Annotated in this window: 24 protein-coding genes; 9 read left to right on the forward strand and 15 right to left on the reverse strand. The window is 74.0% G+C overall.

Features of this window, described 5'->3' with window-relative positions; translation table 11 throughout:
• Window positions 1-24 precede the first annotated feature (24 nt).
• From ABTY40_RS11180 to ABTY40_RS11195, 4 genes are all read right to left on the reverse strand, one after another.
• Window positions 25-813 carry an ATP-binding cassette domain-containing protein gene (locus ABTY40_RS11180; protein ID WP_352059258.1) on the reverse strand — a complete coding sequence of 263 codons (789 nt, stop codon included), beginning with the start codon at window positions 811-813 and terminating at the stop codon, window positions 25-27.
• Window positions 810-1,865: an ABC transporter permease gene (locus tag ABTY40_RS11185; protein WP_352059259.1), complete on the reverse strand. Its 1,056-nt coding sequence runs from the start codon at window positions 1,863-1,865 to the stop codon at window positions 810-812. The genes ABTY40_RS11180 and ABTY40_RS11185 overlap by 4 nt, the downstream gene beginning before the upstream one ends.
• On the reverse strand, window positions 1,862-2,881 hold the full coding sequence (locus ABTY40_RS11190; RefSeq protein ID WP_345286359.1) for a sugar ABC transporter substrate-binding protein: 1,020 nt from the start codon (window positions 2,879-2,881) through the stop codon (window positions 1,862-1,864). The genes ABTY40_RS11185 and ABTY40_RS11190 overlap by 4 nt, the downstream gene beginning before the upstream one ends.
• 98 nt (window positions 2,882-2,979) lie before the next feature.
• Entirely contained in the window at window positions 2,980-3,699 is a 720-nt protein-coding gene (locus ABTY40_RS11195) for a GntR family transcriptional regulator (RefSeq protein ID WP_352059327.1), read from the reverse strand.
• A gap of 139 nt (window positions 3,700-3,838) precedes the next feature.
• On the opposite strand from ABTY40_RS11195, the gene ABTY40_RS11200 reads away from it, so the two are divergent.
• Window positions 3,839-4,846: a Gfo/Idh/MocA family protein gene (locus tag ABTY40_RS11200; RefSeq protein ID WP_352059260.1), complete on the forward strand. Its 1,008-nt coding sequence runs from the start codon at window positions 3,839-3,841 to the stop codon at window positions 4,844-4,846.
• Between the two features lie 43 nt (window positions 4,847-4,889).
• Here ABTY40_RS11200 and ABTY40_RS11205 read toward each other — a convergent pair whose 3' ends face one another.
• Together ABTY40_RS11205 and ABTY40_RS11210 are read right to left on the reverse strand one after the other, a co-directional pair.
• Entirely contained in the window at window positions 4,890-5,579 is a 690-nt protein-coding gene (locus tag ABTY40_RS11205; protein ID WP_352059261.1) for a response regulator, read from the reverse strand.
• A complete protein-coding gene (locus ABTY40_RS11210) occupies window positions 5,576-6,808 on the reverse strand; it encodes a sensor histidine kinase (RefSeq protein WP_352059262.1) in 1,233 nt (410 codons plus the stop codon). The genes ABTY40_RS11205 and ABTY40_RS11210 overlap by 4 nt, the downstream gene beginning before the upstream one ends.
• Before the next feature lie 145 nt (window positions 6,809-6,953).
• On the opposite strand from ABTY40_RS11210, the gene ABTY40_RS11215 reads away from it, so the two are divergent.
• Entirely contained in the window at window positions 6,954-7,175 is a 222-nt protein-coding gene (locus ABTY40_RS11215) for a hypothetical protein (RefSeq protein WP_352059263.1), read from the forward strand.
• 34 nt (window positions 7,176-7,209) lie between these two features.
• Here the strand turns inward: ABTY40_RS11215 and ABTY40_RS11220 are convergent, their stop codons facing one another.
• The 3 genes from ABTY40_RS11220 to ABTY40_RS11230 form a co-directional block, all read right to left on the reverse strand.
• Entirely contained in the window at window positions 7,210-7,545 is a 336-nt protein-coding gene (locus tag ABTY40_RS11220) for a hypothetical protein (protein ID WP_352059264.1), read from the reverse strand.
• Window positions 7,546-7,556: 11 nt separating this feature from the next.
• Window positions 7,557-8,483, reverse strand: coding sequence for a DMT family transporter (locus tag ABTY40_RS11225; protein WP_352059265.1), 927 nt, complete (start codon window positions 8,481-8,483; stop codon window positions 7,557-7,559).
• Between the two features lie 123 nt (window positions 8,484-8,606).
• Window positions 8,607-9,215, reverse strand: coding sequence for a dihydrofolate reductase family protein (locus ABTY40_RS11230; protein WP_352059266.1), 609 nt, complete (start codon window positions 9,213-9,215; stop codon window positions 8,607-8,609).
• Window positions 9,216-9,382: 167 nt separating this feature from the next.
• Between ABTY40_RS11230 and ABTY40_RS11235 the strand changes: the two genes are divergently transcribed.
• Window positions 9,383-10,123 (forward strand): SDR family NAD(P)-dependent oxidoreductase, encoded by a 741-nt coding sequence (locus ABTY40_RS11235; protein WP_352059267.1) that lies wholly within the window; start codon window positions 9,383-9,385, stop codon window positions 10,121-10,123.
• A 364-nt stretch (window positions 10,124-10,487) separates the two neighbouring features.
• On the opposite strand, the gene alc is transcribed toward ABTY40_RS11235, so the two are convergent.
• Window positions 10,488-11,603 (reverse strand): allantoicase, encoded by a 1,116-nt coding sequence (alc, locus tag ABTY40_RS11240; protein ID WP_352059268.1) that lies wholly within the window; start codon window positions 11,601-11,603, stop codon window positions 10,488-10,490.
• Between the two features lies 1 nt (window position 11,604).
• Entirely contained in the window at window positions 11,605-12,939 is a 1,335-nt protein-coding gene (gene allB / locus ABTY40_RS11245; protein ID WP_352059269.1) for an allantoinase AllB, read from the reverse strand.
• Window positions 12,940-13,265: 326 nt separating this feature from the next.
• On the opposite strand from allB, the gene ABTY40_RS11250 reads away from it, so the two are divergent.
• Window positions 13,266-14,075 (forward strand): IclR family transcriptional regulator, encoded by an 810-nt coding sequence (locus ABTY40_RS11250; protein ID WP_352059270.1) that lies wholly within the window; start codon window positions 13,266-13,268, stop codon window positions 14,073-14,075.
• Window positions 14,076-14,136: 61 nt separating this feature from the next.
• Here ABTY40_RS11250 and ABTY40_RS11255 read toward each other — a convergent pair whose 3' ends face one another.
• Window positions 14,137-14,817 (reverse strand): ABC transporter ATP-binding protein, encoded by a 681-nt coding sequence (locus ABTY40_RS11255; protein ID WP_352059271.1) that lies wholly within the window; start codon window positions 14,815-14,817, stop codon window positions 14,137-14,139.
• The gene (locus ABTY40_RS11260; protein WP_352059272.1) at window positions 14,814-15,935 is read right to left on the reverse strand and encodes an FtsX-like permease family protein; all 1,122 of its coding nucleotides are present in this window, start codon (window positions 15,933-15,935) and stop codon (window positions 14,814-14,816) included. The genes ABTY40_RS11255 and ABTY40_RS11260 overlap by 4 nt, the downstream gene beginning before the upstream one ends.
• A gap of 111 nt (window positions 15,936-16,046) precedes the next feature.
• Here ABTY40_RS11260 and ABTY40_RS11265 point away from each other — a divergent pair, with 111 nt between their 5' ends.
• Window positions 16,047-17,207 (forward strand): sensor histidine kinase, encoded by a 1,161-nt coding sequence (locus ABTY40_RS11265; RefSeq protein ID WP_352059273.1) that lies wholly within the window; start codon window positions 16,047-16,049, stop codon window positions 17,205-17,207.
• Window positions 17,204-17,830, forward strand: a complete 627-nt coding sequence (locus tag ABTY40_RS11270; RefSeq protein ID WP_352059274.1) for a response regulator — start codon at window positions 17,204-17,206, stop codon at window positions 17,828-17,830. Before ABTY40_RS11265 ends, ABTY40_RS11270 begins: the two co-directional genes overlap by 4 nt.
• Window positions 17,831-18,404: 574 nt before the next feature.
• On the opposite strand, the gene ABTY40_RS11275 is transcribed toward ABTY40_RS11270, so the two are convergent.
• On the reverse strand, window positions 18,405-18,737 hold the full coding sequence (locus ABTY40_RS11275; RefSeq protein ID WP_352059275.1) for a DUF5955 family protein: 333 nt from the start codon (window positions 18,735-18,737) through the stop codon (window positions 18,405-18,407).
• Between the two features lie 176 nt (window positions 18,738-18,913).
• Here ABTY40_RS11275 and ABTY40_RS11280 point away from each other — a divergent pair, with 176 nt between their 5' ends.
• The 3 genes from ABTY40_RS11280 (at window position 18,914) to ABTY40_RS11290 (ending at window position 22,791) form a co-directional block, all read left to right on the forward strand.
• Window positions 18,914-19,555 (forward strand): nucleotidyltransferase family protein, encoded by a 642-nt coding sequence (locus ABTY40_RS11280; protein ID WP_352059276.1) that lies wholly within the window; start codon window positions 18,914-18,916, stop codon window positions 19,553-19,555.
• A gap of 246 nt (window positions 19,556-19,801) precedes the next feature.
• Window positions 19,802-21,424: a malate synthase A gene (gene aceB, locus ABTY40_RS11285; protein WP_352059277.1), complete on the forward strand. Its 1,623-nt coding sequence runs from the start codon at window positions 19,802-19,804 to the stop codon at window positions 21,422-21,424.
• A gap of 209 nt (window positions 21,425-21,633) precedes the next feature.
• On the forward strand, window positions 21,634-22,791 hold the full coding sequence (locus ABTY40_RS11290; RefSeq protein WP_352059278.1) for a GDSL-type esterase/lipase family protein: 1,158 nt from the start codon (window positions 21,634-21,636) through the stop codon (window positions 22,789-22,791).
• On the opposite strand, the gene ABTY40_RS11295 is transcribed toward ABTY40_RS11290, so the two are convergent.
• Window positions 22,778-24,574, reverse strand: a complete 1,797-nt coding sequence (locus ABTY40_RS11295; RefSeq protein ID WP_352059279.1) for a hypothetical protein — start codon at window positions 24,572-24,574, stop codon at window positions 22,778-22,780. The two genes, ABTY40_RS11290 and ABTY40_RS11295, sit on opposite strands and share 14 nt — an antisense overlap.
• Between the last annotated feature and the right edge of the window lie 3 nt (window positions 24,575-24,577).

A 24,577-nucleotide genomic window follows, 5' to 3' on the forward strand; every position in this document is an offset into this window, starting at 1 on the left:
GCCAGGAGGGGGGTCGGGGGCCCGTTACGCGCCGGTGGGGCGTTCCAGGGCGTGGCGCAGGTCCTCCAGCTCGCTGCCGCCGGCCATCTGCCGGGTCAACTCGTCGAGCGTGACGGAGTCCTTGGTGTGGCTCGCCGCCATGACGCCCCGCTTGAGCAGGACGAACCGGTCGCCGACGAGGTGGGCGTGGTGCGGGTTGTGTGTGATGAGGATGACGCCGAGGCCCTGGTCACGGGCGGCGGCGACGTACTTCAGGACGACCCCGGACTGCTTGACGCCGAGGGCTGCGGTCGGCTCGTCGAGGACGAGGACCTTGGCGCCGAAGTGGACGGCGCGGGCGATGGCGACGCACTGGCGCTCGCCGCCGGAGAGGGTGCCGATGGGCTGGTCGACGTCGCGCAGGTCGATGCCCATGCGGAGCAGGGCCTCGCGGGTGGTGGTCCGCATCAGCTCGACGTCGAGCCGGCGGAAGGGGCCCTTGCCGCGGGTGGGCTCGGAGCCGAGGAAGAAGTTGCGCCACACCGGCATGAGGGGGACGACGGCGAGGTCCTGGTAGACGGTGGCGATGCCCCGGTCGAGGGCGTCGCGCGGGTTGGCGAGGGTGACCTCCTCGCCCTCGATGCGGAAGGTTCCGGCGTCGTGCCGGTGCAGACCGGCGACGATCTTGATGAGGGTGGACTTGCCGGCGCCGTTGTCGCCGAGGACGCAGGTGATCTCCCCGGCGCGGACCTCCAGAGAGACGCCTTCGAGGGCGCGGATGTTGCCGTAGTACTTGCTGACGCCGGCCAGCTCGACAAGAGGAGCGGTCGTCACTTGGTGGCCTCCACGCGCTTGCGGATCCAGGCGTTCAGGAGGGTCGCGAGGAGCAGCATCGCGCCCAGGAAGAACTTGAACCAGTCGGGGTTCCACTCGGCGTAGACGATGCCCTTGCTGGTCATGCCGAAGATGAGGGCGCCGACGGCGGAGCCGACGGCCGACCCGTATCCGCCGGTGATCAGACAGCCGCCGATGACGGCCGCGATGATGTAGATCAGCTCGTTGCCGACGCCTTCGCCGGACTGGACGACGTCGAAGGAGAACAGCAGGTGCTGGCCGGAGACCCAGGCGCAGAAGGCGACCGCGGCGTAGAGGCCGATCTTCGTGCGGTGGACGGGGACGCCGATCGCGCGGGCGGCGTCGGCGCCGCCCCCGACGGCGAAGATCCAGTTGCCGAAGCGGGTGCGCAGCAGGATCCAGGTGGCGAGGGCGACGAGGCCGAGCCACCACAGGATGGTGACCTTGAGTTCGACGCCGCCGACGGTCAGCTGGGAGGCGAAGAGGGCGCGGGCGGAGGGGAAGCCCTCCATGTCGGCGATGGTCTTGGTGGAGACGGTGCCGGCGATGAGCTTGGTGAGGCCGAGGTTGAGGCCGGTGAGCATGAGGAAGGTGCCGAGCGTGATGATGAAGCTGGGCAGTCCGGTACGGGTCAGCATGAAGCCGTTGAAGACGCCGACGGCCAGGGTGACGAGCAGCGAGACGCCGACGCCGACCCAGACGTTGGCGGTCATCTGGTAGCTGAACATCGAGGAGACGAGCGCGGAGCTGGTCACCAGCACACCGGCGGAGAGGTCGAACTCGCCGCCGATCATCAGCAGGGCGACGGGCACGGCCATGATGCCGAGGGTGGAGGCGGCGTAGAGGACCGTGCCGAGGCTGGACAGGCGCAGGAAACTGTCGGCGGTCACCGCGAAGAAGACGAAGACGGCGAGGGCGCCGACGACCGAGCCGAGCTCGGGCCGGGCCAGCAGTTTCTTCAGCGGGGTGGTGCGGAGCAGGCGCTCGTCGACGTGGTCGATGCCGTCCGGGGCCGGGGCGGTGGTGCTCATCGGGTACCCCGCTCCGTGTACCGGGCGAGCGTGCCGGCCTGCTCCTTGGTGATGATCTGGGGGCCGGTGAGGACGGGGCGGCCGCCGCCGAGGACGTCGGCGTTGTAGCGGTGGAGCCAGAGCAGGTCGACGGCCTCGTAACCCTGGAGGTAGGGCTGCTGGTCGACGGCGAAGCCGAGGGTGCCGGCCTGGAGGGCGGCGGCCACCTTGGCGTTGAGGTCGAAGGTGTCGACCTCGGCCTTGCTGCCGGCGCTGCGGGCCGCCTGGACGGCGGTGTCGGCGAAGGGTGCGCCGAGGGTGACGACGGCGTCGAGGTCCTTGTCGGACTGGAGCTTGGCCTCGATGGACGCCTTGACGTCGGGCATGTTGGTGCCGTCGACGTAGAGGTTGACGAGCTCGCCGCCGAAGGTCTTCCGCGCGCCGGCGCAGCGCTGCTCGTGGCCGACGTTGCCCTGCTCGTGCAGGACGCAGAGGGCCTTCTTCCGGCCGCGCTTGTCGAGCTCCTCGCCGACGGCCTCGCCGGCGACGGTCTCGTCCTGGCCGATGTGCGTGAGGGCGCCGAAGGCCTTGGACTGCTCGGCGCCCGAGTTGACGGTGATCACCGGGATGCCGGCCTTGACGGCCTTCTCCACGGCGGCCTTCATCGCGTCGGGCTTGGCGAGGGTGACGATCAGTCCGTCGACGCCCTTGGAGATGTACGAGTCGACCAGCTGGGCCTGCTCCTTGCCCTCGTCGCTGTGGGCGTAGAGGAAGGTGATGTTGTCCTTGACGGCGGCCTGCTTGGCGCCCTTCTGGACGATGTCCCAGAAGGTGTCGCCGTCGCCGGAGTGGGTCACCATCGCGAAGGTCCAGCGGGGGGTGTCCACGGCCGACCGGCCCTGGGCCTCGGCCGCCCTGCGGGCGTCCTCCGCCCGCTTGCCGCCCGTGCTGCTGCACCCCGCCAGCGCTGCCGTCAGTGTGAGCGCGAGCACGGCGCCGACGGCGGCGCGTACCCCTCCTGTCCGAAGCCTGGTCACGAGGCCGTGCCCTCCTTTGTGTCCTTCTGCGTGCATTGCAGTATCGGTCATGCGGGTCGCGGCGCTCGTCAGTGGGGCCCGTTCCCGGCCGCGGCGGGCTACGGACGGACCATCAGGCGGAACTCGAAGGAGTAGCGGCCGGCGCGGTAGAGGTGGGAGCCGTGCTCGACCGCGCGGCCGGTGTCGTCGAAGGTGGTGCGTTCCATGGTGAGGAGCGGCGCGCCCGGCGGTTCGTCGAGCAGGGCGGCCTCGGACGCGGTGGCGGAGCGGGCGCCGACGGTCTGGCGGGCGCTGTGGAGGGTGAGGGCGGCGGCGCGGAGCGTCCGGTAGAGGCCGGTGGTCTCCAGGGGCGCGGTGCCGGGGTCGATGAGCCCGGCGGGCAGGTGGTTGCGCAGGTACGCCAGGGGCTCGCCGTGGGCGGTGCGCAGCCGCTCCAGGTAGTGGACGGTGGTGCCTTCCGGTATGCCGAGGGCGGCGGCGACCGGGGCGGGGGCGGGTTCGAGGCGGTTGACGAGGACACGGGTGGCGGGCCGGTGGCCGGTGCTCTCCAGGTCGTCGTAGAGGCTGCTGAGCTCCAGGGGGCGGCGGACCCCGCTCCGTACGACCTGGGTGCCGACACCCCGGCGGCGGACCAGGAGCCCCTTGTCGACGAGGGTCTGGATGGCCTGCCGGACGGTGGGCCGGGAGAGGCCGAGGCGGGTGGCGAGGTCGATCTCGTTGCCGAGGAGCGTGCCCGGGGCGAGGGTCCCGTCCTCCACGGCGCTCTCCAGCTGGCGGGCGAGCTGGAAGTAGAGCGGGACCGGGCTGGTGCGGTCCACGGAGAGCGGGGGCAGCGGGGAGCCGGGCGGCGGGGGCACGCAGGGGAGCGTAACGGCGGGCGCGGATGACGGGAAGTCGTGACGTCCGGTTGTCCTGACAAAGCTTGACAGGGGGTACGGGCGCCTCCACGGTGGGGCCATGCGCATCGGACTGATCGGTACGGGACGGATCGGCGGCTTCCACGCGGGCGTCCTCGCCCGGCATCCGGAGGTCGGGGCGCTCGTCCTCGCGGACGCCGACCGGGGGCGCGCGGAGGCGGTGGCGGGGGCGCTCGGGGCGCGGGTCGCGCCGGACGTGGACGCGCTGCTCGCGGAGGAGCTGGACGCGGTGGTGATCGCCTCGGCGACGGCGGCGCACGCGGAGCTGATCGCCCGGGCGGCGGGCGCGGGCCTGCCCGCCTTCTGCGAGAAGCCGATCGCCCTGGACGTGCCGGGGACCTCGGCCGCGCTCGGCGCGGTGGCGCGGGCGGGCACAGCGCTGCAGATCGGTTTCATGCGCCGCTTCGACGCGGGGTACCGGGCGGCGCGGGACGCGGTCCGCTCGGGGCGGCTGGGCCGGCTGCACACGGTACGGGCGGCCACCTCCGACCCGGAGCCGCCGCCCGCCGCGTATCTGCCGCTGTCCGGGGGGCTGTTCCGGGACTGCATGGTCCACGACTTCGACATCGTGCGCTGGGTGACGGGCCGGGAGGTGGTGGAGGTGTACGCGACGGGCGCGGACGCGGGCCCGGAGATGTTCCGCGCCGCGGGCGACGTGGACACGGCCGCCGCGCTGCTCACCCTGGACGACGGGACGCTGGTCACGGCGACGGCGACCCGGTGCAACGGGGCCGGGTACGACGTGCGGATGGAACTGGCGGGCGACCGGGACCAGATCGCGGTGGGCCTCGACGACCGGACGCCGCTGCGCTCGGTGGAGCTCCCGGGCCCGCCGGCGCCCGCGAGGCCGTGGCCCGGGTTCCTGGAACGGTTCGCCCCGGCGTACGAGGCCGAACTGGACGCGTTCGTACGGCTGGTGCGGGGCGACGCCGGCAACCCGTGCGACGGCCGGGAGGCGCTGACGGCCCTGCGGATCGCGGAGGCGTGCGAGCGCTCCCGGCGCGAACGCCGTCCGGTCCGCGTGGACGGGGCGGCGGGCGAGGGGTAGGCGCCGGTCTCCCGGCGGGCCCGCCGGTGGCGTGTCCGGGCGCTCAGGTCTCCTCGTCCGCGAGGCCCGCGTCGTTGACGAACAGGGCGATCTGCACGCGGTTGTTGAGCCCGAGGCCGGCCAGGAGGCGGGAGACGTACGTCTTGACGGTGGGCACGCTCATGTACAGCTCGGCGGCGATCTCCGCGTTCGACAGGCCCCGGCCGACGGCCAGGGCGACCTCCCGCTCACGGTCGGGGAGCGCGTCGAGGGCGGCGCGGCGGCCGGGGTCGGCGGCGCGGCGTGACGGGGCAGCGCCGGGGGCCGCGGGGGCGTCGGCGACGTGGCGCATCAGCTGACGGGTGACGGCCGGGGAGAGCACGGGCTCCCCGGCGGCGACCCGGCGGACGGCGGCGACGATCTCGGCGGGCGGGGTGTCCTTGAGGAGGAACCCGGCGGCGCCGGCGCGCAGGGCGCTCAGCACCTGTTCGCCGGCGTGGAAGGTGGTGAGGACGAGGACTTCGGGTGCGCCGGGGCGGCCGCGCAGGTCCGCGGTGGCGGTGAGGCCGTCGACACCGGGCATGCGGATGTCCATGAGGACGACGTCCGGGGCGAGCCGCTCGACGAGGGCGGGGACCTCGCCTCCGTCGGCGGCCTCGCCGACGATCGCGATGTCCTCGGCACCGCCGAGCATGAGGGAGAGGCCCGCGCGGACGAGGGGGTCGTCGTCGACGACGATCAGCCGGATGGTCATGCGGGCCACGGTAGCCAGGCGTGCAGGGCGAAGCCGCCGTCGGGGGCGGGGCCGTGTTCGAGCCGGCCACCGGTGAGGGCGGCGCGTTCGGTGAGCCCGATGAGGCCCTGGCCGGAACCGGGGACGTGCGGGACGGGCCCGGCGCGAGCGGGGTTGTGGACGTCGACGGTGAGGCCGTCGCCGGGTCGGCCCCGGACGGTGACGGTGACCTCCGTGCCGGGGGCGTGTTTCCGGGCGTTGGTGAGGCCCTCCTGGGCGATGCGGTAGACGGTGCGGCCGGTGGCGGCGGGCACGGCGGCCGGGTCGTCCACGGTGGAGTCGAGCACGATCTTCATGCCCGCCTCCCGGGACTCGGCGACGAGCGTGTCGAGGGTGGCGAGGGTGGGCTGCGGACGGTTGCCGCCGGCCGGGTCGCCGGAGTCGCCGGGCGCCCTGAGCACTCCGATGATCTCGCGGAGGTCCTGGAGGGCCTCGTGGGCGCTGTCGCGGATGACGCCGGCGGCGCGGGCGATCTGCTCGGGAGGCGCGTCGGGCCGGAATTCGAGGGCGCCGGCGTGGACGCTGAGCAGGGTCAGGCGGTGGGCGAGGACATCGTGCATCTCGCGGGCGATCGCCTCGCGGGCGAGACGCTGCGCCTGGGCGACCCGCAGTTCGGCTTCGGCCTCGGCCCGCCGGGCCCGTTCGCGCAGGGCTTCGACGAGCTGGCGGCGGGAGCGGACGAGCATGCCCCAGGCGGTGACGAGGAGGATGAGGACGAAGCCGAGGAGGATCGCGATCCCGGCGTTGATCGTGGGGTCGGGCCGGACGAACACCTGGAGGGTGGAGGCGGCGACGGCGAGCGCGCCGATGGCGGCGACCTCGCGGAAGGGGCGGCGGACGGCGACGCCGAAGAGGGCGGCGAGGAGGGCTCCGCCCGCGACCGGGGCGACGGCACTCAGCAGGGAGAGGCCGGTCGCGAGTCCGGCGGGCCACCGGCGGCGCAGCCAGAGCGCGCAGCAGGCGGCGGCGCCGGTGAGCTGGTCGAGAAGGATGACCGTGGGGCCGCTGTACTCGGCGCTGCTGTCGGCGGCGACGAGCCCGACGAGGGCGGCGAGCAGGAAGAGAGCGGTGTCGACGGCCCAGTCGCGGACGGTCCGCCGGGGCCTGGTCGTCCCGTCCGGTGCGACCAGGTGGGAGGGGAGCAGCCAGTGCCACCGGTCCTGCCGGTCCTGCCGGTCCTTACCTGTCATATCCGCAATGTACGCAGACGGGGGCCGCGTGCCGCTCGTGGCGGCCCGGGCGGGTACCGAGGTCGCCGGGGTCGAGACTTTCGTCGCGGGCGGCGTGGACGAACGGCGGACGCGGCGGGCGGGCCGTTCCGGTCATGATCGCTCCATGAAGAGGTTTCTGGAGGTCACCGGTTTTCTGCTCACCGTCTTCGGCGTCTGCGGGGTGATCCGCGAGCTGACGGACGGTTGGTTCAGCTTCATGGGCCTGACCCGTTTCCTGACGGAGAACATAGCCGTCCTGGAGGGCAGGGAGCTGTACGCGAACCTGGTCGTCGCCGTCCTGGGGCTGGTCGTGATGATCGCTTCGGACCGGGTGGCGAAGGACTGAGCGTTCCGGCCCGGGGGCCGGTATCGGGACGGGGTCAGTCGTCCTTCCCGCCGAGGTGTTCGGCGACCCGCTGGGTGACGGCACCGGCGGCGTAGAGGGCGGCGCCGGCGGCGGCGAAGGGGACGGACCCGCCGAGCAGGGCGAGGAGGCCGGGCCAGTCCCGGGCCTCGACGCAGTCGTCGTGGTGGACGTACTCGCTCGTCAGGAGGGGCGGGCAGGCGCTGCCGCCGTCCTGCTGCTCGTACGGGGTGAGGAGCAGCACGACGAACCAGACCCAGAGCAGCGCGGCAACGGTCAGCAGGCCGAGGCCCCAGCCCTGCGTGCGCCGGGCGCGGGTCAGGAGGGGGGATTCGGGGGCAGCGGATGTCATGGACACAGAACCTATCGGGCGTCCTGGTCGGCGGCGCGGCGGCCCCAGGCGGTGCCGGCGAGGACGAGGGCGGCGCCCGCGAGGCCGGGGAGGCCGAGCCGGTCTCCGGCGAGGGCGAGGCCCGCGGCGGCGGCCCAGAGCGGTTCGGTCCCGAGGAGGAGGCTGACCCGGGACGGGGAGCTGCGGCGGACGGCCCACATCTGCACGAAGAAGGCGAAGAGGGTGCAGAGGACGGAGAGGAAGAGGAGTCCGGCCCATTCGCGGGGGCCGAAGCCGAGGGCCACGGTCCAGGGTGAGGCGCCGGTGCCGGGGAGGGTGGCGATGACGGCGAAGACGGCGACGGAGGCGCCGAGCTGGACGGTGGTGAGGGAGAGCGAGTCGGCGGACTGTACGGCCTTGATGCGGGACATGGCGAGGACGTGGACGGTGCGGGCGACGGCGGCGAGCAGCATCAGCAGGTCGCCGAGGGAGGGGGTGGTGAAGCCTCCGCCCTGGGTGAGCAGGACGACGCCGGTGACGGAGAGGGCGGCGGCGCCGAGGAAGGCCCGGGGCGGGCGGGTGCGGGTGACGACGGCCTCGGCGAGCGGGGTCAGGATCATGGTGAGGCTGATGATCAGACCCGCGTTGGTGGCGGAGGTGTGGACGACGCCGTAGGTCTCCAGGAGGAAGATCCCGCCGAGGATCAGCCCGAGGAGAGCGGCGCCGCGCCACTGGGCGGCGCCGAGCGCACGCAGCTTGTGCCGTCCGGCGACCACGAGGACGGGGAGGACGAGCGCGAAGCGCAGGACGAGGACGGCGACGACGGTGTGGGTGGTGGTGATGCCCTTGGCGGCGAGGTAGCTGCCGCCCCAGACGACGGCCACGAGGAGGAGGGGGAGGTCGGTGAGCCAGGCTCGGCGGGGGGTGCCGAGGGGGACGGGGGCGGCGATCGACGACATGGCGGCCGGGGCTCCAACGGTGGTGACGAGGTGGAGACTTCGGCGGCTCGCACGTGGAGCGCTCACCGTACCGGGCACGGCCCGTGGTGGCTACATCTTTCCCCGGCTCCCCTCCCCCGAGGTTCAGTAGCTGCCGTAGGTGGGGCGGCCGGCCCGCTCGTAGGTGTGGATGGTGACGCCCGTGCTCGTGGTGCGGCCCCCGGTGTGCCGGAAGGCGGTGGGCCGGGTGCCTTCGGAGAAGAGGCGGCGGCCGGTGCCGAGGACGACGGGGAAGACGAGGAGGTGGAGGGTGTCGATCAGGTCGTGGTCCAGGAGGGTGCGGGCGAGGCCGCCGCTGCCGTGCGTCTGGATCTCTCCCTCGGTGCGCTCCTTGAGGGCGGCCACCTCCTGGGGGACGTCGCCGCGCAGGAGGGTGGTGCCGGCCCAGTCGGCGGTGGTGAGGGTGGTGGTGGCGACGTACTTGGGGAGGGCGTTGAGCTTGGTGGCCACCGGGTCGGCCGGGTCGGTCCGGTGGGGCCAGTAGCTCGCGAAGATCTCGTAGGTGCGGCGGCCGAGAAGGAAGGCGGTGGGGCGGGCGAAGACCTCGTCGATGAACTGCCCGAAGTCGTCGTCGGCGTACGGGACGGTCCAGCCGCCGTGCTCGAAGCCGCCGGTGCGGTCCTCTTCGGGGCCGCCGGGGGCCTGGTGGACGCCGTCGAGGCTGAGGAACTGGGTGAGGGTGAGGGTGGCCATGGCGCGTGCCTTTCTCTTCCGGACCGTCGTGTCCCGGAAGTTCCGACCGCGCCGCCCGGTGGAACTCATCGGCGGCGGTCGTGGTGTCCGTTTCCCGCCAGCGCCCGTGCCTGCCGCCGACTTTCCTTGAACTCGCAACCACTTGGTTCGAAAGAGAGGGTTCCGGAATGTCCATGCGGAGCGGTACGGCGGTTCTGGTGACGGGCGGCAGCCGGGGGATCGGCGCGGCCACGGCGGTGCGTCTGGCGCGGGAGGGGGCGGATGTGGCGTTCACCTATGTGCGGGACGAGCGGCGGGCGAAGGAGGTGGCGGCCCGGATCGAGGAGGCGGGGCGCAGGGCACTGCCGCTGCGGGCGGACGCGGCCGACGCCGGGGACGCGGCGGGCGCGGTGGAGTGGGCGGCGGACGCGCTGGGCCGGCTGGATGTGCTGGTGAACAACGCGGGTGCGGGGGTGCTCGGCCCGCTGGGGTCGTTGTCCCTGGCGGAGGTGGACCGGGTCCTCGCGGTGAATGTGCGGGCGGTGTTCCTGGCGTCGCAGGCGGCGGCCGGCCGCTTGGGCCGGGGCGGGCGGATCGTCACGATCGGTTCGTGCATGGTCGGCCGTGTGCCGGGGCCGGGTGGCACGCTGTACGCGACGAGCAAGGCGGCGCTGGTCGGTTTGACGAAGGCGCTCGCCCGTGAGCTGGGCGAGCGCGGGATCACGGCGAACCTGGTCCACCCGGGCCCGATCGACACGGACATGAATCCGGCGGACGGCCCGTACGCCGGACCGCAGGCCTCGATGACTGCCCTCGGCCGCTTCGGCACCCCGGAGGAGGTCGCCGCGATGGTCTCGTTCCTCACGGGCCCGGAGGCGTCGTACGTGACGGGGGCGGAGTTCACGGTGGACGGCGGCCACACGGCATAGCCGGGGGTGAGTGAGCCGAAGGGCGCGCCGGGGGAACGGTCGCGAGCGCGCGCAGGCCCGCGAGGCACGAGCGGGCCGAGCACGGTCGGGGCCGTGAGTCCGGCTTGAGCGCCCGGAGGCGAACCGAACCTGAAAAAAGGGGGGTGAGTGAGCCGAAGGGCGCGCCGGGGGAACGGTCGTGAGCGCGCGCGGGCCCGCGAGGGACGAGCGGGTCGAGCACGGTCGGGGCCGTGAGTCCGGCTCGGGCGCCCGGAGGCGACCGAGCCCGGGAGAGATGCAGAGGACGCACCGGTGCTGTCGGGTCGGTGCGTCCTCTGGCCGGGCGGGGTGTCGTGCCCGCCCGGGGTCGGTGGCTGGGGTGGGTTCAGCCGCCGAGTTCCTGGTGGCGGGCGGTGAGCCGGGCCGCGCCCGCTTCGGTGAGGGAGCCGTACAGGCGGAGGCGGGAGATGCCGCCGTCGGGGTAGATGTCGATGCGGACGCGGCTGCCGACGGCGGGGGTGTCGAGGACGAAGCGGTGGTTGGTGTCGGGCTGGAGGCGGGTCCTGGGGAGGATCTCGGTCCAGTCGTCGGTGCCTTCGGCGGCGACGGAGAGGGCGGCCCAGCCGGCGCTGTTGCCCTTGAGGTAGGCGGTGTCGATCTCGACGGCGCGGATCTCGGCTTCGGCGGCGAGGCTGTAGCGGATCCAGTCGTTGCCCTTGTCGCGGCGGCGGCGGGTTTCCCAGCCGTCGTCCATCTTGCGGGAGCGGCCGGGCTGGATGGTGTTGGTGGCCGGGGAGTAGAAGCGGTCGGAGGCGTCTTCGACCTGGCCGCCGTTCTCGAGGGCGGCGAGGTCGAAGGTGCCGAGGGCGGCGAGCCAGCGCGGGTCGGGGGCGACTTCGCCGTACACGCGGAGGCGGGCGATGCCGCCGTCGGGGTGCTGGTTGACGCGGAGGTGGGTGAAGCGCTGTTCGACGTCGACGGCGAAGCCGTTGGCGGCGTGGCCGCCGATGGCGGTGCGCGGGACGAGGGTGGTCCACTTGACGTCGTCGGCGAGGAGGTCCTCGGGCGAGGGGGAGCCGGCGACGGAGGTGGCCTCGACGGAGACGGCCTGGGGGTAGTTGCCGCGGAAGTGGGCGGTGTCGACGACGATGCCGCGGATGACGCCGGGGGCGCCGAGGCGTACGAGGGCCCAGTCGTGGTCGTCCTCGGTGGGGTGGGGCTGGTCGGCGGAGACGCCGCGGCGGCGGCGGGTCTCCCAGCCGTCCATGATCTTGCCCTTGTGGCCGAAGTGTTCGGGGTCGAACTCGGCGGCCTCGGGCTTCAGCAGGTTCTCGCGCTCGGCGAAGAACTCGTCGTTGGCGGCGATGACGCCGGCGCCGAGGCGGCGGTCGGCGAGGTCGGCGTACTGCGTGAAGGGGAAGTCGGCGGTGCGGTAGTCGGCGTAGGGGTCGCCGCCTCCGTAGGGGCTGGCGTCACCGGTGTAGCGGGGTATGGCGGGCACGTCAGTTGTTCCTTTCGAGGAGGCGGCCGGCGGGTTCGGCGAGGGTCCCGTGGTCGTTGATGCGCCGGCCGCGGAGCCAGGTGGAGGTGACGACGCCGTGGAGGGTCTTGCCGGCGTAGGCGGTGATGCGGTTGCGGTGCTGGAGTTCGGCGGGGTCGACGGTGAAGGTGGCGTCGGGGTCGAGCACGGCGAAGTCGGCGTCGCGGCCCGCTTCGATGGCGCCCTTCGTGTCGAGTCCGGCGAGGCGGGCGGGGCTTTCGGACATCCAGCGCGCGACGTCTTCGAGGGTGTGGCCGCGGCGGCGGGCCTCGGTCCAGATGGCGGGCAGTCCGAGCTGGAGGGAGGAGATGCCGCCCCAGGCGGAGGAGAAGTCGGGGGTCTTGAGGTCGGCCGTGGAGGGCGAGTGGTCGGAGACGATGCAGTCGATCACTCCGTCGGCGAGACCTTGCCAGAGGGCGTCCTGGTTGGAGGCTTCGCGGATGGGCGGGCAGCACTTGAACTCGGTGGCGCCGTCGGGGATCTCTTCGGCGGTGAGGGTGAGGAAGTGCGGGCAGGATTCGACGGTGACCTTGAGTCCTTCGGCCTTGGCGGCGGCGATGAGCGGCAGGGCGTCGGAGGAGGAGAGGTGGAGGACGTGGACGCGGGCGTCGAGCCGCCGGGCCTGGTTGATCAGGTTCTCGATGGCGGTGTTCTCGGCGTCGCGGGGGCGTGAGGCGAGGAAGTCGGCGTAGGCCGGGGAGGACTTCTGGGGTGCGGCGGCGAGGTGGTGGGGGTCTTCGGCGTGGACGATCATCAGTCCGCCGAAGCCGGCGATCTCGGCGAGGGAGGTGGCCAGCTGTTCCTGGTCGAGTTCGGGGAACTCCTCGACGCCGGAGGGCGAGAGGAAGCACTTGAAGCCGTAGACGCCGGCGTCGTGGAGGGGGCGCAGGTCCTTGACGTTGTCGGGGAGGGCGCCGCCCCAGAAGCCGACGTCGATGTGGGCCTTGCTGCGGGCGACGTCCTGCTTGACGCGGAGGTTGTCGACGGTGGTGGTGGGGGGCAGCGAGTTGAGCGGCATGTCGAGGAGGGTGGTGATGCCGCCGGCGGCCGCGGCGCGGGTGGCGGTCCAGAAGCCTTCCCACTCGGTGCGGCCGGGGTCGTTCACGTGGACGTGGGTGTCGACCAGGCCGGGCAGGATCACGTCGTCCCCGACGTCTTCCAGCCGGGCGCCGGCCGGTACCTCGGCGTCGTACGGCAGGACGGCGGTGATCGTCCCGCCGGAGACGGCGATCGACGCCGCGCGGGCGCCTTCGGGGGTGATGACACGCGTCGAGCGCAGGACCAGGTTGACGTCCACCCGTACCCCTTTTCCTCTTCCATGAAGCAGAAATTCAACGAACTGTTGAAGGAGTCTTCACCCGCGACGACATGCCGTCAAGGGCCCGTCCGCTCCCGGCCACCTCCGAGGGGCCCACTTGGACGTTTCCATGAAGTGGAATCGATATTTCGTACAGTAGAACGTAGCTCCGTACATGCGGGGTGGATCAGGACCCCTCGACGCGGCCGCCGACATCGGACAAACACCCCGCTGACCGGCCCGGACGCCCCGACCTGGGCCGTGTGCCAGGGCCGGTGGCCCGGTAGGCTGCTGCCTTGCCCGCCTGCCCCGAAAGGACCGTTGACGTGCCGACGTCCAGCGCCAGCACCACCGACGCCGCCAAGCCCGCCGCCGCGAGCGGAGGCGTCCAGTCCCTTGAGCGTGCCTTCGACCTCCTGGAGCGGATGGCCGATGCCGGGGGCGAGGTCGGGCTCAGCGAGCTCTCCGCGAGCAGCGGGCTCCCCCTGCCGACCATCCACCGGCTGATGCGGACGCTGGTGGCGTGCGGTTACGTCCGCCAGCAGCCCAACCGCCGGTACGCGCTCGGGCCCCGCCTCATCCGGCTCGGCGAGTCCGCCGCCCGCCTGCTCGGCACCTGGGCCCGCCCGTACCTGGCGCGGCTCGTGGAGGAGACCGGCGAGACGGCCAACATGGCGCTGCTCGACGGCGACGAGATCGTCTACGTGGCGCAGGTACCGTCCAAGCACTCCATGCGCATGTTCACCGAGGTCGGCCGGCGGGTCCTGCCGCACTCCACGGGCGTCGGCAAGGCCCTCCTCGCGCACACGCCGGCCGAGGAGGTGCGCGCGCTGCTCGCGCGTACGGGCATGCCGGCCGCGACGGAGAAGACGATCACCACGCCCGAGGGCTTCCTGGCGGCTCTGGAGACGGTCCGGGCGACCGGCTACGCGGTCGACGACAACGAGCAGGAGATAGGGGTCCGCTGCCTCGCGGTGCCGGTGCCCGACTCCCCCACGGCCGCGGCGATCTCCATCTCGGGACCCGCGGGCCGGGTGACGGAGGCGGCGACGGACAAGATCGTCCCGATCCTCCAGCAGGTGGCGCGCGAGCTGTCCACGGCCCTCGCCAACACCGCCGCCAACGGCGCCTCGTAACCCACCGGCGTACGGGCGCGGGCCCGCCGTCCCGGTCCGGAGGGCGGGCCCGCGCCCGTGCTCAGACGGGCACGGGCGCCGTGAGGCGGCCGTCGTGGACCGTGACCGTGCGCGCGGCGCGGGCCAGGTGGGTCCGGTCGTGCGTGACCAGGACCGTCGCGGTGCCCCGCTCGGTCGTCAGGCCGGCGATCAGGTCCATCACCGCCGCTCCCCGCTCGTGGTCGAGCGCACTGGTCGGCTCGTCCACCAGCAGCACCGAGGGCTCGTTCATCAGGGCCCGCGCGATGTTGACGCGCTGCCGCTGGCCCCCGGAGAGCTGGTGCGGGCGGGCCGCGGCCCGGTCCGCCAGGCCGACCGCGCCGAGCAGGTCCCGCGCCCGCTCCCGTACCTCCTTCGGCCTGCGCCCCGCCAGGTGGGCCATCACCTGGAGCTGTTCGAGAGCCGTCAGGGCGGGCAGCAGATGGGGCTGCTGGAAGACGATGCCGATGTGTTCCGCGCGCAGCTGCGCCCGGGCGGCCGGGGAGAGGGTGCCGGTGTCGGTGCCGGCCACGAGGACCCGGCCCCGGTCGGGGGTGACCAGGGTGGCCGCCACCGCGAGCAGGCTCGACTTGCCGGAGCCGGAGGGGCCGACGACGGCGGTGAGGCAGCCGGCCGGAACCTCCAGGGACACGGAGTCGAGGGCGGTCAGGCGGCCGTCGCCGTCGGGGTAGGTGAGGGTGATGTCGTCGAGGACGAGGGTCATCGGGCGCTCCCGAGGGCGGCGAGGGGGTCGACGGCGGTGATCCGCCGGACGGAAAGGGCGGCGCCGAGGATTCCGAGGACGGTGATCACGGCGGCCGGACCGAGGACGGTGAGCGGTTCCAGCACGAAGGGCACGTCCCCGCCGGCGATCAGCGCGCCCGCGCCGGCGGCGAGGGCCGTGCCCGTGAGGGTTCCGGCGGTGAGCATCAGGACGGCCTGTCCGAGGGCGTCCTTGAGGAGGTACGGGGTGGAGGCGCCGAGGGCCTTGAGGACGGCCACGTCTCCGCCGCGCTGGATCGTCCAGACGGTGAAGAAGGCCCCGATGACGAGCGCGGAGATGGCGAAGAGGAACCCGCGCATCATCTGGAGCGATCCGTTCTCCGCCTGGTAGGAGCCGATGGCGGTCAGCGCCTCGTCCACCGTCCTCGCCCGCGTCCCGAGAGCGGCGTCACCGGCCGCCCAGTCGGCGCCGGCACCGGCGAGGACGACGACGGTGGCCCGCTCCGCGGAACCCCTGCCGGCCGGTCCGGTCCCGCCCGCACCGGTTCCGCCCGGACCCGTGCCGTCCGCGCCGAGGCGCTGCCAGTCGGCGAGGGAGGTCCACACGACGGGGGTGTGGCTGTACGAGGCGTCGCCCGCGACCGCGGCGACGGTGAGCTCCAGGGGGCCGACGCGGACCGCGTCCCCGGCGGTGACGTCCAGTTCCACGGCGGCGGAGGTGGAGAGGACGGCCCGCCCGGCGGCGACGGGACCGGGGGCGAGGCCCGCGCCCGGCTCCGTACCGAAGGCGCTGACGGCGGCGGCGCGGTCACCCGCACGGGCGTCGGCGGTGCGGATGCCGAGCGGGGCGGCCCGGGTGACGCCGGGCCGTTCGGCCCACCGCCGCCACTGCTCCCCCGTCACCGCCGACCGGGCGAAGGAGACCTCCTGGCCGGGCGCGGGCGCCGTGAAGGCGAGCCGGTCGGCGGGCAGCCCGGTGATCGCGGAGACGTTCTCCCGCGCGAGTCCGGCGGTCAGCCCGGACAGCAGCCCGACGAGCAGGGTGATCAGGACGATGACGGCCCCCATGAGGGCGAACCGTCCCCGGGCGAATCTCAGGTCTCTCCATGCCACGAACATGCCGACCAGCCTGGTCCGCCGGCGCCCGGCGGGCATCGCGCCCCGGATGGCTCCACGATCAAACTTTCGGTTGAGCCCGGGCGGCCGTGCGCCGCCTACGCTGGGTGAATCATGGATCCCCGTGCCCTCACCCCCGCGCTGCGCGTGCTGCGCCTCTGCCTGCATCTGCTGATGGCGGGGCTGCTGGTGCTGGCGGGGGTGCGGTCGGGCACGCCGGCCGGGGCGGTGCTCGCGGCGGTCACCGGGGCGGTGTACGCGGCCGGTTCGTTCCTGCCGTCCGTGCGTGCGTCGCGGCGGGCGGCCGGGGTGTGGCTGGGGGTGCTCGGGGCGTCCTGGCTGGCGCTGCTCTGGGTCACGCCGGAGGCGCTGTGGGTGGCGTTCCCGCTGTACTTCCTCCAGCTGCATCTGCTGCCGGCCCGCTGGTCGCTGCCGTCGGTCGCGCTGACGGCGGTCGCCGCCATCGTCTCGTACGCGGGGCACGGCGCCGCGCTCAACCCGGGGGTGTTCATCGGGCCGCTGCTCGGGGCGGCGGTGGCGGTGGCGACGGTGCTCGGGTACCAGGCGCTGTACCGGGAGAGCGAGCGGCGGCGGCGGCTGATCGAGGAGCTGATCGAGACCCGGGAGGAGCTGGCGGCGGCCGAGCGGCACGCGGGGACGCTCGCCGAGCGGGAGCGGCTGGCGCGGGAGATCCACGACACCCTGGCGCAGGGACTGTCCTCGATCCAGCTGCTGCTGCGGGCCGCCGAGCGGGCGCTGCCGCCGGACGCGCCGGCCGCCGGGCACATCGAGCGGGCGCGGCGGGCGGCGCAGGACAACCTGGCGGAGGCGCGGCGATTCGTGCGGGCGCTGACGCCGCCGGACCTGGAGGCCGGTTCGCTGGCCGCGGCCCTGGAGCGGCTGTGCGCGCCGGGGGCCGGCCCGCGGGTGCGGTTCACGGTGAGCGGGACGCCGGTCGGGCTGCCGACCCCGTACGAGGTGGCGCTGCTGCGGATCGCGCAGTCGGCGCTGGCGAACACGGTGCGGCACGCCGACGCCTCGCGGGCCGAGATCACCCTGTCGTTCATGGACGGTTCGGTGACGCTGGACGTGGTGGACGACGGGCGGGGCTTCGATCCGGCCGCGGTGCGGCCCTCCTCCGAGGGCGGTTTCGGCCTGCCGGCGATGCGGTCGCGGGCGCAGTCGCTGGGCGGCACGTTCACCGTCGAGTCGGCGCCCGGGCAGGGGACGGCGGTGGCCGTCTCGCTGCCCCTTCCCGAGGAGGTGGGCACATGACCGTACGGCTCCTGCTGGCCGACGACCATCCGGTGGTACGGGCCGGGCTGCGCGCCGTCCTCGCCACCGAACCCGGCTTCGCCGTGGTCGCGGAGGCGGCGACGGCCGAGCGGGCGGTGGAGCGGGCGGCGGCGGGCGGCGTCGACGTGGTCCTGATGGACCTCCAGTTCGGGACGGGGATGCACGGCGTGGAGGCGACGGCGGCGATCACGGCGCTGCCCGGGGGCCCGAAGGTGCTGGTCCTGACGACGTACGACACGGACGCGGACATCCTGGCGGCGGTGGAGGCGGGCGCGTCGGGCTATCTGCTGAAGGACGCGCCGCCCGAGGAGCTGGCGGCGGCCGTACGCACGGCTGCGGCCGGACAGTCCGCCCTCGCCCCGGCGGTGGCGCACCGGCTCATGGACCGCATGCGGACGCCCGCGCAGGCCCTCACCAAGCGCGAACTGGAGGTGCTCCAGCTGGTGGGCGAGGGCCTGTCGAACCAGCAGATCAGCAAGGCCCTGTTCCTGAGCCAGGCGACGGTCAAGTCCCACCTGGTGCACGTCTTCGCGAAGCTCGGCGTGGATTCCCGTACGGCGGCGGTGGCGGCGGCGCGGGCCCGGCGCCTGATCCGGCGCTGACGGCACGCCCTCGGGGCCGGGGGCGGGGTGTGGCCGGCGCCCGTCGCGGTGACCGCGCCGCCGGGGGGGTACGGGCCCGCAGCCGCCCGGCCCGGGGCCCGGCAGCCGTCGCGGGCGTGCGGGAGCGCCCGTGGCCCCGGCCTCCGCACCGGCCGGCGGCCGCTCCGGTGGCCCCGGCCCTCGCCCGCTGCACCGTCGGCTGTGGCACGGCCGGCCGAGCCTGGAGCGGATGGCGGGCTCCACCCCATGTCGGAACCGGCCGGAACCTGGTGCGGCGCCCGGCTCACCCACGACTGGCCCCGGACCCGCGGAAGCTGCTGCCCGTCCCGCTCCTCGCGCGTGATGCGCGTCCGCGGTGATGGTGAGGGCGCCGGTCGCGACGCCGAGGACGGGGGCCACCCCCTGCCCGGCCTGCCCGAGGGCCCCTCCGCCCGCGCATCCGGCGGTGGGCGCCGCGCCCTCTCTACCGCACAGGGCCCGGGCCCGGTTCCGGCCGTCCCGCCACGGCCGGCGGCGCCGGCCCGGGCGGCTCGGCGAGGCCCGGAGCCGACCGGCCACGCGCCCGCGTCCCCGGTCAGCGCGGCCGGTCGCCCTCCGGGGGCGGGGGGCCGAAGAGTTCGACGGCGTGGCGGACCGCGGCGAGGCCGCCGGCGAGGGCGCTGACCGAGCCCAGCGAGCCGGCGACGATCAGCAGGGAGCGGCGGAGCCGGCGCACCTCGGGCGTGCCGCTGATCGCCATGGCGTCCAGGGCGGCGAGCTCGTCCTCGGCTATGCCCCGGTCGGCGAAGTCGGCCCGGTGGACGGCCAGTTCGCGCCGGAGCCGGGAGACGGCGGACCGCAGCTCGGCCACTCTGGGGTCCACGCCCTCGCCGGTCACTCGCCTCTGCCCCACGCCACTTCGCAACATGGTTCTCCCCCCTCGCACGACGGTGTGCGCAGTACCCCACGCGCCGGGCCGGCCCGTCGAACGGCGGCCGGACGCCGGGAGTCGGGCCAGTAAACTCCTTCGCCACCCCGCGCGCCACCCTTCCGGACGGGAATTCAGGCGACCGTGTCATTCCGCCGATGGGGTATGCAGGTCCCATGACAACCGCGCACGGCCGACAGCCCGCACGTCCCGCCGAAGGCACCCCGCTCGTCGCGGGTCTGCTGCTCGCCGCCGGGGGCGGCCGGCGGCTCGGCGGACGCCCCAAGGCACTCCTCCCCCATCGCGGCCGGCCGTTGGTCGAGCACGCGCTGTCCGTGCTGCGCGCGGGCGGCTGCACGGTGGTGCACGTCGTCCTGGGCGCGGCGGCCGGGGCCGTACGGGAGCGGGCGGAGCTGCCCGGGTGCGTGCTGGTGGAGAACCCGGACTGGGAGGAGGGGATGGGGTCCTCGCTGCGGGTGGGGCTCGCCTCGCTGGCGGCCGATCCGCGCGGGGTGGACGCGGCGCTCGTGTCGCTGGTGGACCAGCCGGGGATCGGGGCGGCCGCGGTGGCCCGGGTCCGGGCCGCGTACGGCGGGCGGGACGCGCTGGTGGCGGCTTCGTACGAGGGAAGGCGGGGGCATCCGGTGTTGTTCGGGGCGGACCGTTGGGCGGGGATCGCCGGCACGGCGAGGGGCGACCGGGGGGCGCGGGACTACCTGGCGGCGCACCGGGCGGCGGTCACGCTGGTGGAGTGCGCGGACGTGGCGGAGCCGTACGACATCGACACGGAGGCGGATCTGGCGCGGCTTGAGAGCTGACCTTCGGCACCGGGGCCGCCACGGTGTGGCACGGAGCGCCACGTTCTGTCGATCCGGAGAATCTCGACATCAACAAACCATTGAACTTCCACTATGAGGAAACTAGTATCCACTGTTCAGAAGCGCCTGATACCTCTGACGGCGCTTGCGGCCGTATCTCGGCGCCCGCGGCACTCCGTGCCTTCGCGTGACGCCCGGCGGCCGCCTGGCACCGCCCGCGAAGTCCGCTGAAGGAAGTGACAGTTCATGTCCGCACCAGCGCCGTCCCCCCTGGCCGTCGTCAACGCCGAGCCCCTGCCCCGTCAGGAGGAGGTGCTCACCGAGGCGGCGCTGGCCTTCGTCGCCGAGCTGCACCGGCGGTTCACGCCGCGCCGGGACGAGCTGCTCGCCCGCCGGGCGGAGCGCCGCGCCGAGATCGCCCGTACGTCCACCCTGGACTTCCTGCCCGAGACCGCGGCGATCCGCGCCGACGACTCCTGGAAGGTCGCGCCGGCCCCGGCGGCCCTGAACGACCGCCGCGTCGAGATCACCGGCCCCACCGACCGCAAGATGACGATCAACGCGCTGAACTCCGGCGCGAAGGTGTGGCTGGCCGACTTCGAGGACGCCTCGGCGCCCACCTGGGAGAACGTGGTCCTTGGGCAGCTCAACCTCATCGACGCGTACACCCGGAAGATCGACTTCACGGACCCGCGCTCGGGCAAGTCGTACGCCCTCAAGCCCGCCGAGGAGCTCGCCACGGTCGTCATGCGGCCGCGCGGCTGGCACCTGGAGGAGCGCCACCTGACCTTCGACGGACGCCCGGTGCCCGGCGCGCTCGTCGACTTCGGGCTCTACTTCTTCCACAACGCCCAGCGGCTGATCGACCTCGGCAAGGGCCCGTACTTCTACCTCCCGAAGACGGAGTCGCACCTGGAGGCCCGCCTCTGGAACGAGATCTTCGTCTTCGCCCAGGACTACGTCGGCATCCCGCAGGGCACCGTCCGCGCCACGGTCCTCATCGAGACCATCACGGCCGCGTACGAGATGGAGGAGATCCTCTACGAGCTCCGCGACCACGCCGCCGGTCTCAACGCGGGCCGCTGGGACTACCTCTTCTCCATCGTCAAGAACTTCCGTGACGGCGGCGCCAAGTTCGTCCTGCCGGACCGCAACGCCGTGACGATGACGGCCCCGTTCATGCGCGCGTACACCGAACTCCTCGTGCGCACCTGCCACAAGCGCGGCGCGCACGCGATCGGCGGCATGGCGGCCTTCATCCCGTCCCGCAAGGACGCCGAGGTGAACAAGGTCGCCTTCGAGAAGGTCAAGGCCGACAAGGACCGCGAGGCGAACGACGGTTTCGACGGCTCCTGGGTCGCCCACCCGGACCTGGTCCCGATCGCCATGGCCTCCTTCGACGCGGTCCTCGGCGACCGGCCGAACCAGAAGGACCGGCTCCGCGAGGACGTCTCGGTGGCCCCCGGGGACCTCATCGCCATCGACTCGCTCGACGCGAGGCCGACCTACGAGGGCCTGCGCAACGCGGTGCAGGTCGGCATCCGCTACATCGAGGCCTGGCTGCGCGGCCTCGGTGCCGTCGCGATCTTCAACCTGATGGAGGACGCGGCCACCGCCGAGATCTCGCGCTCGCAGATCTGGCAGTGGATCAACGCCGGCGTGGTCTTCGAGAACGGCGAGGCGGCCACCCCCGAGCTCGCCCGGAAGGTCGCCGCCGAGGAGCTCGCCGCGATCCGCGAGGAGATCGGCGAGGAGGCCTTCGCGGCCGGAAAGTGGCAGCAGGCGCACGACCTGCTCCTGCACGTCTCCCTCGACGCGGACTACGCGGACTTCCTGACGCTGCCCGCCTACGAGCAGCTGGTCGGCTGACCCGCACAGCGGCCGAACAGCATCCGACCAGGGCCCCGTCGCCCGGTGGCGCACACCACCGGACGGCGGGGCCCTGGCGCGTCACAGGTGCCGTGACGCAACCGAGATATGCAGCTACCTAGCGGTAACAAGCCACGCCGTGCGAGATTCCGCCATGCCACCGGCCGGCGGTCGTCCCCCACGTCACTGCGCACCGCAGGAGCACCGTCATGCCTTCGTCCCCCCGCCGCGCCCTGCGCGGACTCCTGGCCCTGTGCACCACCCTCTGCACCGCCGCCGGGCTCGCCGCCACCGCGGCCCCGGCCGCCCACGCCTCCCCCGGCAGCGGCCCGACCGCCGTCGTCGCGATGGGCGACAGCTACATCTCCGGCGAGGCCGGCCGCTGGCAGGGCAACAGCCTGAACAACGCCGGCAGCCGCGACGGGACCGACCGGGCCTGGACGGGCAGCGGCTACGACCCGTCGCGGGTGTACGGCGCGACCGCGGGCGGCTGCCACCGCTCGGACTCCTCCGAGGTGAACAGCGCGGGGCCGATCGCCTCCGCCCTCGTCAACCTGGCCTGTTCCGGCGCCACCACGGCCAACGTCTTCCGCGCCTCGCGGGGCGGACAGCCGTACAAGGGCGAGGCGCCGCAGGCCGACCAGCTCGCCGCCGTCGCCGCCTCCCACGACGTGAAGCTGATCGCGCTCTCCATCGGCGGCAACGATCTGGGCTTCGCCGACATCATCAGCACCTGCGCGACGGACTACATCGTCTGGTACTCCTACTGCCACGACGACCAGCAGGCCGAGGTCGACGCGAAGATCGACGGAGTGATGGCGGACGTCGGACGGTCCGTCGACGAGATCCGGGCGGTCATGACCGGTGCCGGCTACGCCCCCTCCGACTACCGGATCGTGCTCCAGTCGTACCCCTCCCCGATCCCCCGCGCCGCCGAGAACCGGTACGCCGAGAGCGGCTGGGCGCGCACCAACACCGGCGGGTGCCCCTTCTGGAACGCCGACTCGGACTGGGCCCGCGACTCCCTCGTGCCGCAGATCGCCGGCCGCCTGAAGCAGGTCGCGGTCGCCAAGGGCGTGCAGTTCATGGACCTGCGGGACGCCCTGCAGGGCCGGGAGGTGTGCGCGAAGGCGAGCCGTCAGGTCACCTCCACGGTGCCGCCCTCGGCCGCCACGAGCGAGTGGGCGCGGTGGATCGACAGCCGGAGCACCCAGGGCCTCGTGCAGGAGTCGATGCACCCCAGCTTCTACGGCCAGCAGGCCCTCGGCCGCTGTCTGGCGCTGATCCACGCCACGCCCACCGGGAACCGCAGCTGCCGCAACACGGCGGGCGCCGGCACCTCGGGCATGTACCTCACGGCAGGCTGATCCCGAGGGGGCCGAGGACCCGTTCGGCGGTGGGACGGTCCGCCTCGGCCATCGCCCGGACCAGGGCGGCCGAGCCGCCCGGCCAGGCGGCCGCCGCCTCGTCGAAGGCGGCGCGCCGCGACTCCAGGGGGCCCTTCTTGCCGGGCAGGTGGTCGAGGACGCGCAGCGCCCGGGCCGAGGTGGGCACCCGCAGGTGGTCGGCCGGTTCGCCGCGGCCGCGCAGCGCCTCGTACGCGCGGGCGCCGACGACCGGGTCGCCGAGGGCTCCGCGCAGGGCGTCGGCCGGGGCGGAGCCCGTGTCGAGGAGCCCGAACAGCGCGCGTACGGCGGCGGCGTCCGGGGTGCCGGCGTGGACGGTGCCGAGCGCGGAGAGCAGCTCGGACCAGGCGTGCGCGGTGTCCACGCGCGTGTGGAGCCAGTCGGCGAGTACCCGCGCGGCGGCCGGTGCGGGCCAGCCGGCGGCCGCGGCGACCAGGGCCGGCGCGCTCCAGGCGGCGGTCTCGGCGGCGTCGGGCGCGGCGACCCCGCGGACCGCCAGGAGGTAGCGGACGGCTCCCGCGCCGCGCGGGGTGAGCCCGAAGGCGTCACCGGTGCGGAAGACCAGTCCGGTGGCGGCGAGCCGGTCGGTGACGGCGGCCAGGTCACAGGCCGGGCCGTCGAGCCGGGCCCGGTCGGCCTCGCTCAGCGCGGGGAGCCCGAGGAGCCGTACGAGTTCGGGCAGGGGCGGGGTGCGGTACGCGGCGGGGGCCTCGTCCGGCACGGTGACGGGCAGGTCCTCCAGCGCCGGGTCGACGGACCAGTCCTCGTACTCGGCGGCCCTGCGGGCGACGGACTCCGGGGTGCCGCCGCGCTGGTAGCTCACGTACAGAAGGTGCGGGGCCTCGCTCCCGAGGACTCCGGGGCCGCTGCGGGCGAGGTCCTCCACGGCGGCGGTGAGGGCGTCGGCGTCCTCCTCGACGGGGCCGGGTTCGATCGCGGGCGGCGGGGGGACGGGGACCGAGGGATCGCCGTAGTAGTCGAGGTGCTCGCCGAGGAGGGCGTCGGCCAGGGCCAGATGGGGGAAGGCCTCGGGGCCGGGCGCGAACCGGGCGTAGGGTCCGGCGAGCTGTTCGGCGAGCCCGGCCGCCGTCCACCGGTCGAGGAGAGCTGCGGCCACGGTGCCGATTCCGGCCGCGACGGTGTGGTCGTCGAGGAGCGGGCCGGCGGGCGGGGGCGCCTCGGCGTCCCGGACGTACGCCCGGGTGAGGGCTTCCGGGAGGAGGACGTCGGCGAGGGCGGTGCGGGCCATGAGGTCGGCGCGGCGCACCCCGTCGGGCAGGGGCGCGCCGTCGAGCGATCCGAGCCGGCCCCGCACGTCCTCCGGGTCGGTGAGGTCGGCGCCGCAGGACCGCAGGAGGGAGGCGTACCAGCGGTGCCAGGTGAGGTTGCCGGGGTCGCGCATGGCGCGTTCAAAGTCGGGGGCGCACTCGTCGACGGCGGCGGCGATCCGTTCGCGCAGCTCCTCGTCGAACCGTCCGGCCAGTTCGCCGAGGACGGCCCGGTAGGCGGCGAGCTCGCCGGGGGCCGCGTACACGAAGGTGGGCAGGTCCTCCACAAGCAGCTGCCGCACGAGGGCGGGTGTCGGTTCGGGCAGTCCGCTCGTGCGGTCGGCGCCGCGCAGGGCCAGCAGGCCCAGGACCGCCTCGGCGGCACGGGCGAAGGCGGGCTCGCGGTGCTCGGGCTTCCCGTCGAGGAGGGCGAGGAACCTGTCGAGTCCGGTGTTGGTGAGAACGGTCTCGGCCACGCT

Source organism: Streptomyces sp. NPDC126503, assembly GCF_040302405.1.
Lineage (GTDB): Bacteria > Actinomycetota > Actinomycetes > Streptomycetales > Streptomycetaceae > Streptomyces > Streptomyces gulbargensis.

Coding starts and splice junctions, on each gene's coding strand:
- ABTY40_RS11185 (WP_352059259.1), bottom strand. CDS start 1,865: ATGAGCACCACCGCCCCGGCCCCGGACGGCATCGACCACGTCGACGAG.
- ABTY40_RS11200 (WP_352059260.1), top strand. CDS start 3,839: ATGCGCATCGGACTGATCGGTACGGGACGGATCGGCGGCTTCCACGCG.
- ABTY40_RS11205 (WP_352059261.1), bottom strand. CDS start 5,579: ATGACCATCCGGCTGATCGTCGTCGACGACGACCCCCTCGTCCGCGCG.
- ABTY40_RS11210 (WP_352059262.1), bottom strand. CDS start 6,808: ATGACAGGTAAGGACCGGCAGGACCGGCAGGACCGGTGGCACTGGCTG.
- ABTY40_RS11215 (WP_352059263.1), top strand. CDS start 6,954: ATGAAGAGGTTTCTGGAGGTCACCGGTTTTCTGCTCACCGTCTTCGGC.
- ABTY40_RS11220 (WP_352059264.1), bottom strand. CDS start 7,545: ATGACATCCGCTGCCCCCGAATCCCCCCTCCTGACCCGCGCCCGGCGC.
- ABTY40_RS11225 (WP_352059265.1), bottom strand. CDS start 8,483: ATGTCGTCGATCGCCGCCCCCGTCCCCCTCGGCACCCCCCGCCGAGCC.
- ABTY40_RS11230 (WP_352059266.1), bottom strand. CDS start 9,215: ATGGCCACCCTCACCCTCACCCAGTTCCTCAGCCTCGACGGCGTCCAC.
- ABTY40_RS11235 (WP_352059267.1), top strand. CDS start 9,383: ATGTCCATGCGGAGCGGTACGGCGGTTCTGGTGACGGGCGGCAGCCGG.
- ABTY40_RS11255 (WP_352059271.1), bottom strand. CDS start 14,817: ATGACCCTCGTCCTCGACGACATCACCCTCACCTACCCCGACGGCGAC.
- ABTY40_RS11260 (WP_352059272.1), bottom strand. CDS start 15,935: ATGTTCGTGGCATGGAGAGACCTGAGATTCGCCCGGGGACGGTTCGCC.
- ABTY40_RS11265 (WP_352059273.1), top strand. CDS start 16,047: ATGGATCCCCGTGCCCTCACCCCCGCGCTGCGCGTGCTGCGCCTCTGC.
- ABTY40_RS11270 (WP_352059274.1), top strand. CDS start 17,204: ATGACCGTACGGCTCCTGCTGGCCGACGACCATCCGGTGGTACGGGCC.
- ABTY40_RS11275 (WP_352059275.1), bottom strand. CDS start 18,737: ATGTTGCGAAGTGGCGTGGGGCAGAGGCGAGTGACCGGCGAGGGCGTG.
- ABTY40_RS11280 (WP_352059276.1), top strand. CDS start 18,914: ATGACAACCGCGCACGGCCGACAGCCCGCACGTCCCGCCGAAGGCACC.
- aceB (WP_352059277.1), top strand. CDS start 19,802: ATGTCCGCACCAGCGCCGTCCCCCCTGGCCGTCGTCAACGCCGAGCCC.
- ABTY40_RS11290 (WP_352059278.1), top strand. CDS start 21,634: ATGCCTTCGTCCCCCCGCCGCGCCCTGCGCGGACTCCTGGCCCTGTGC.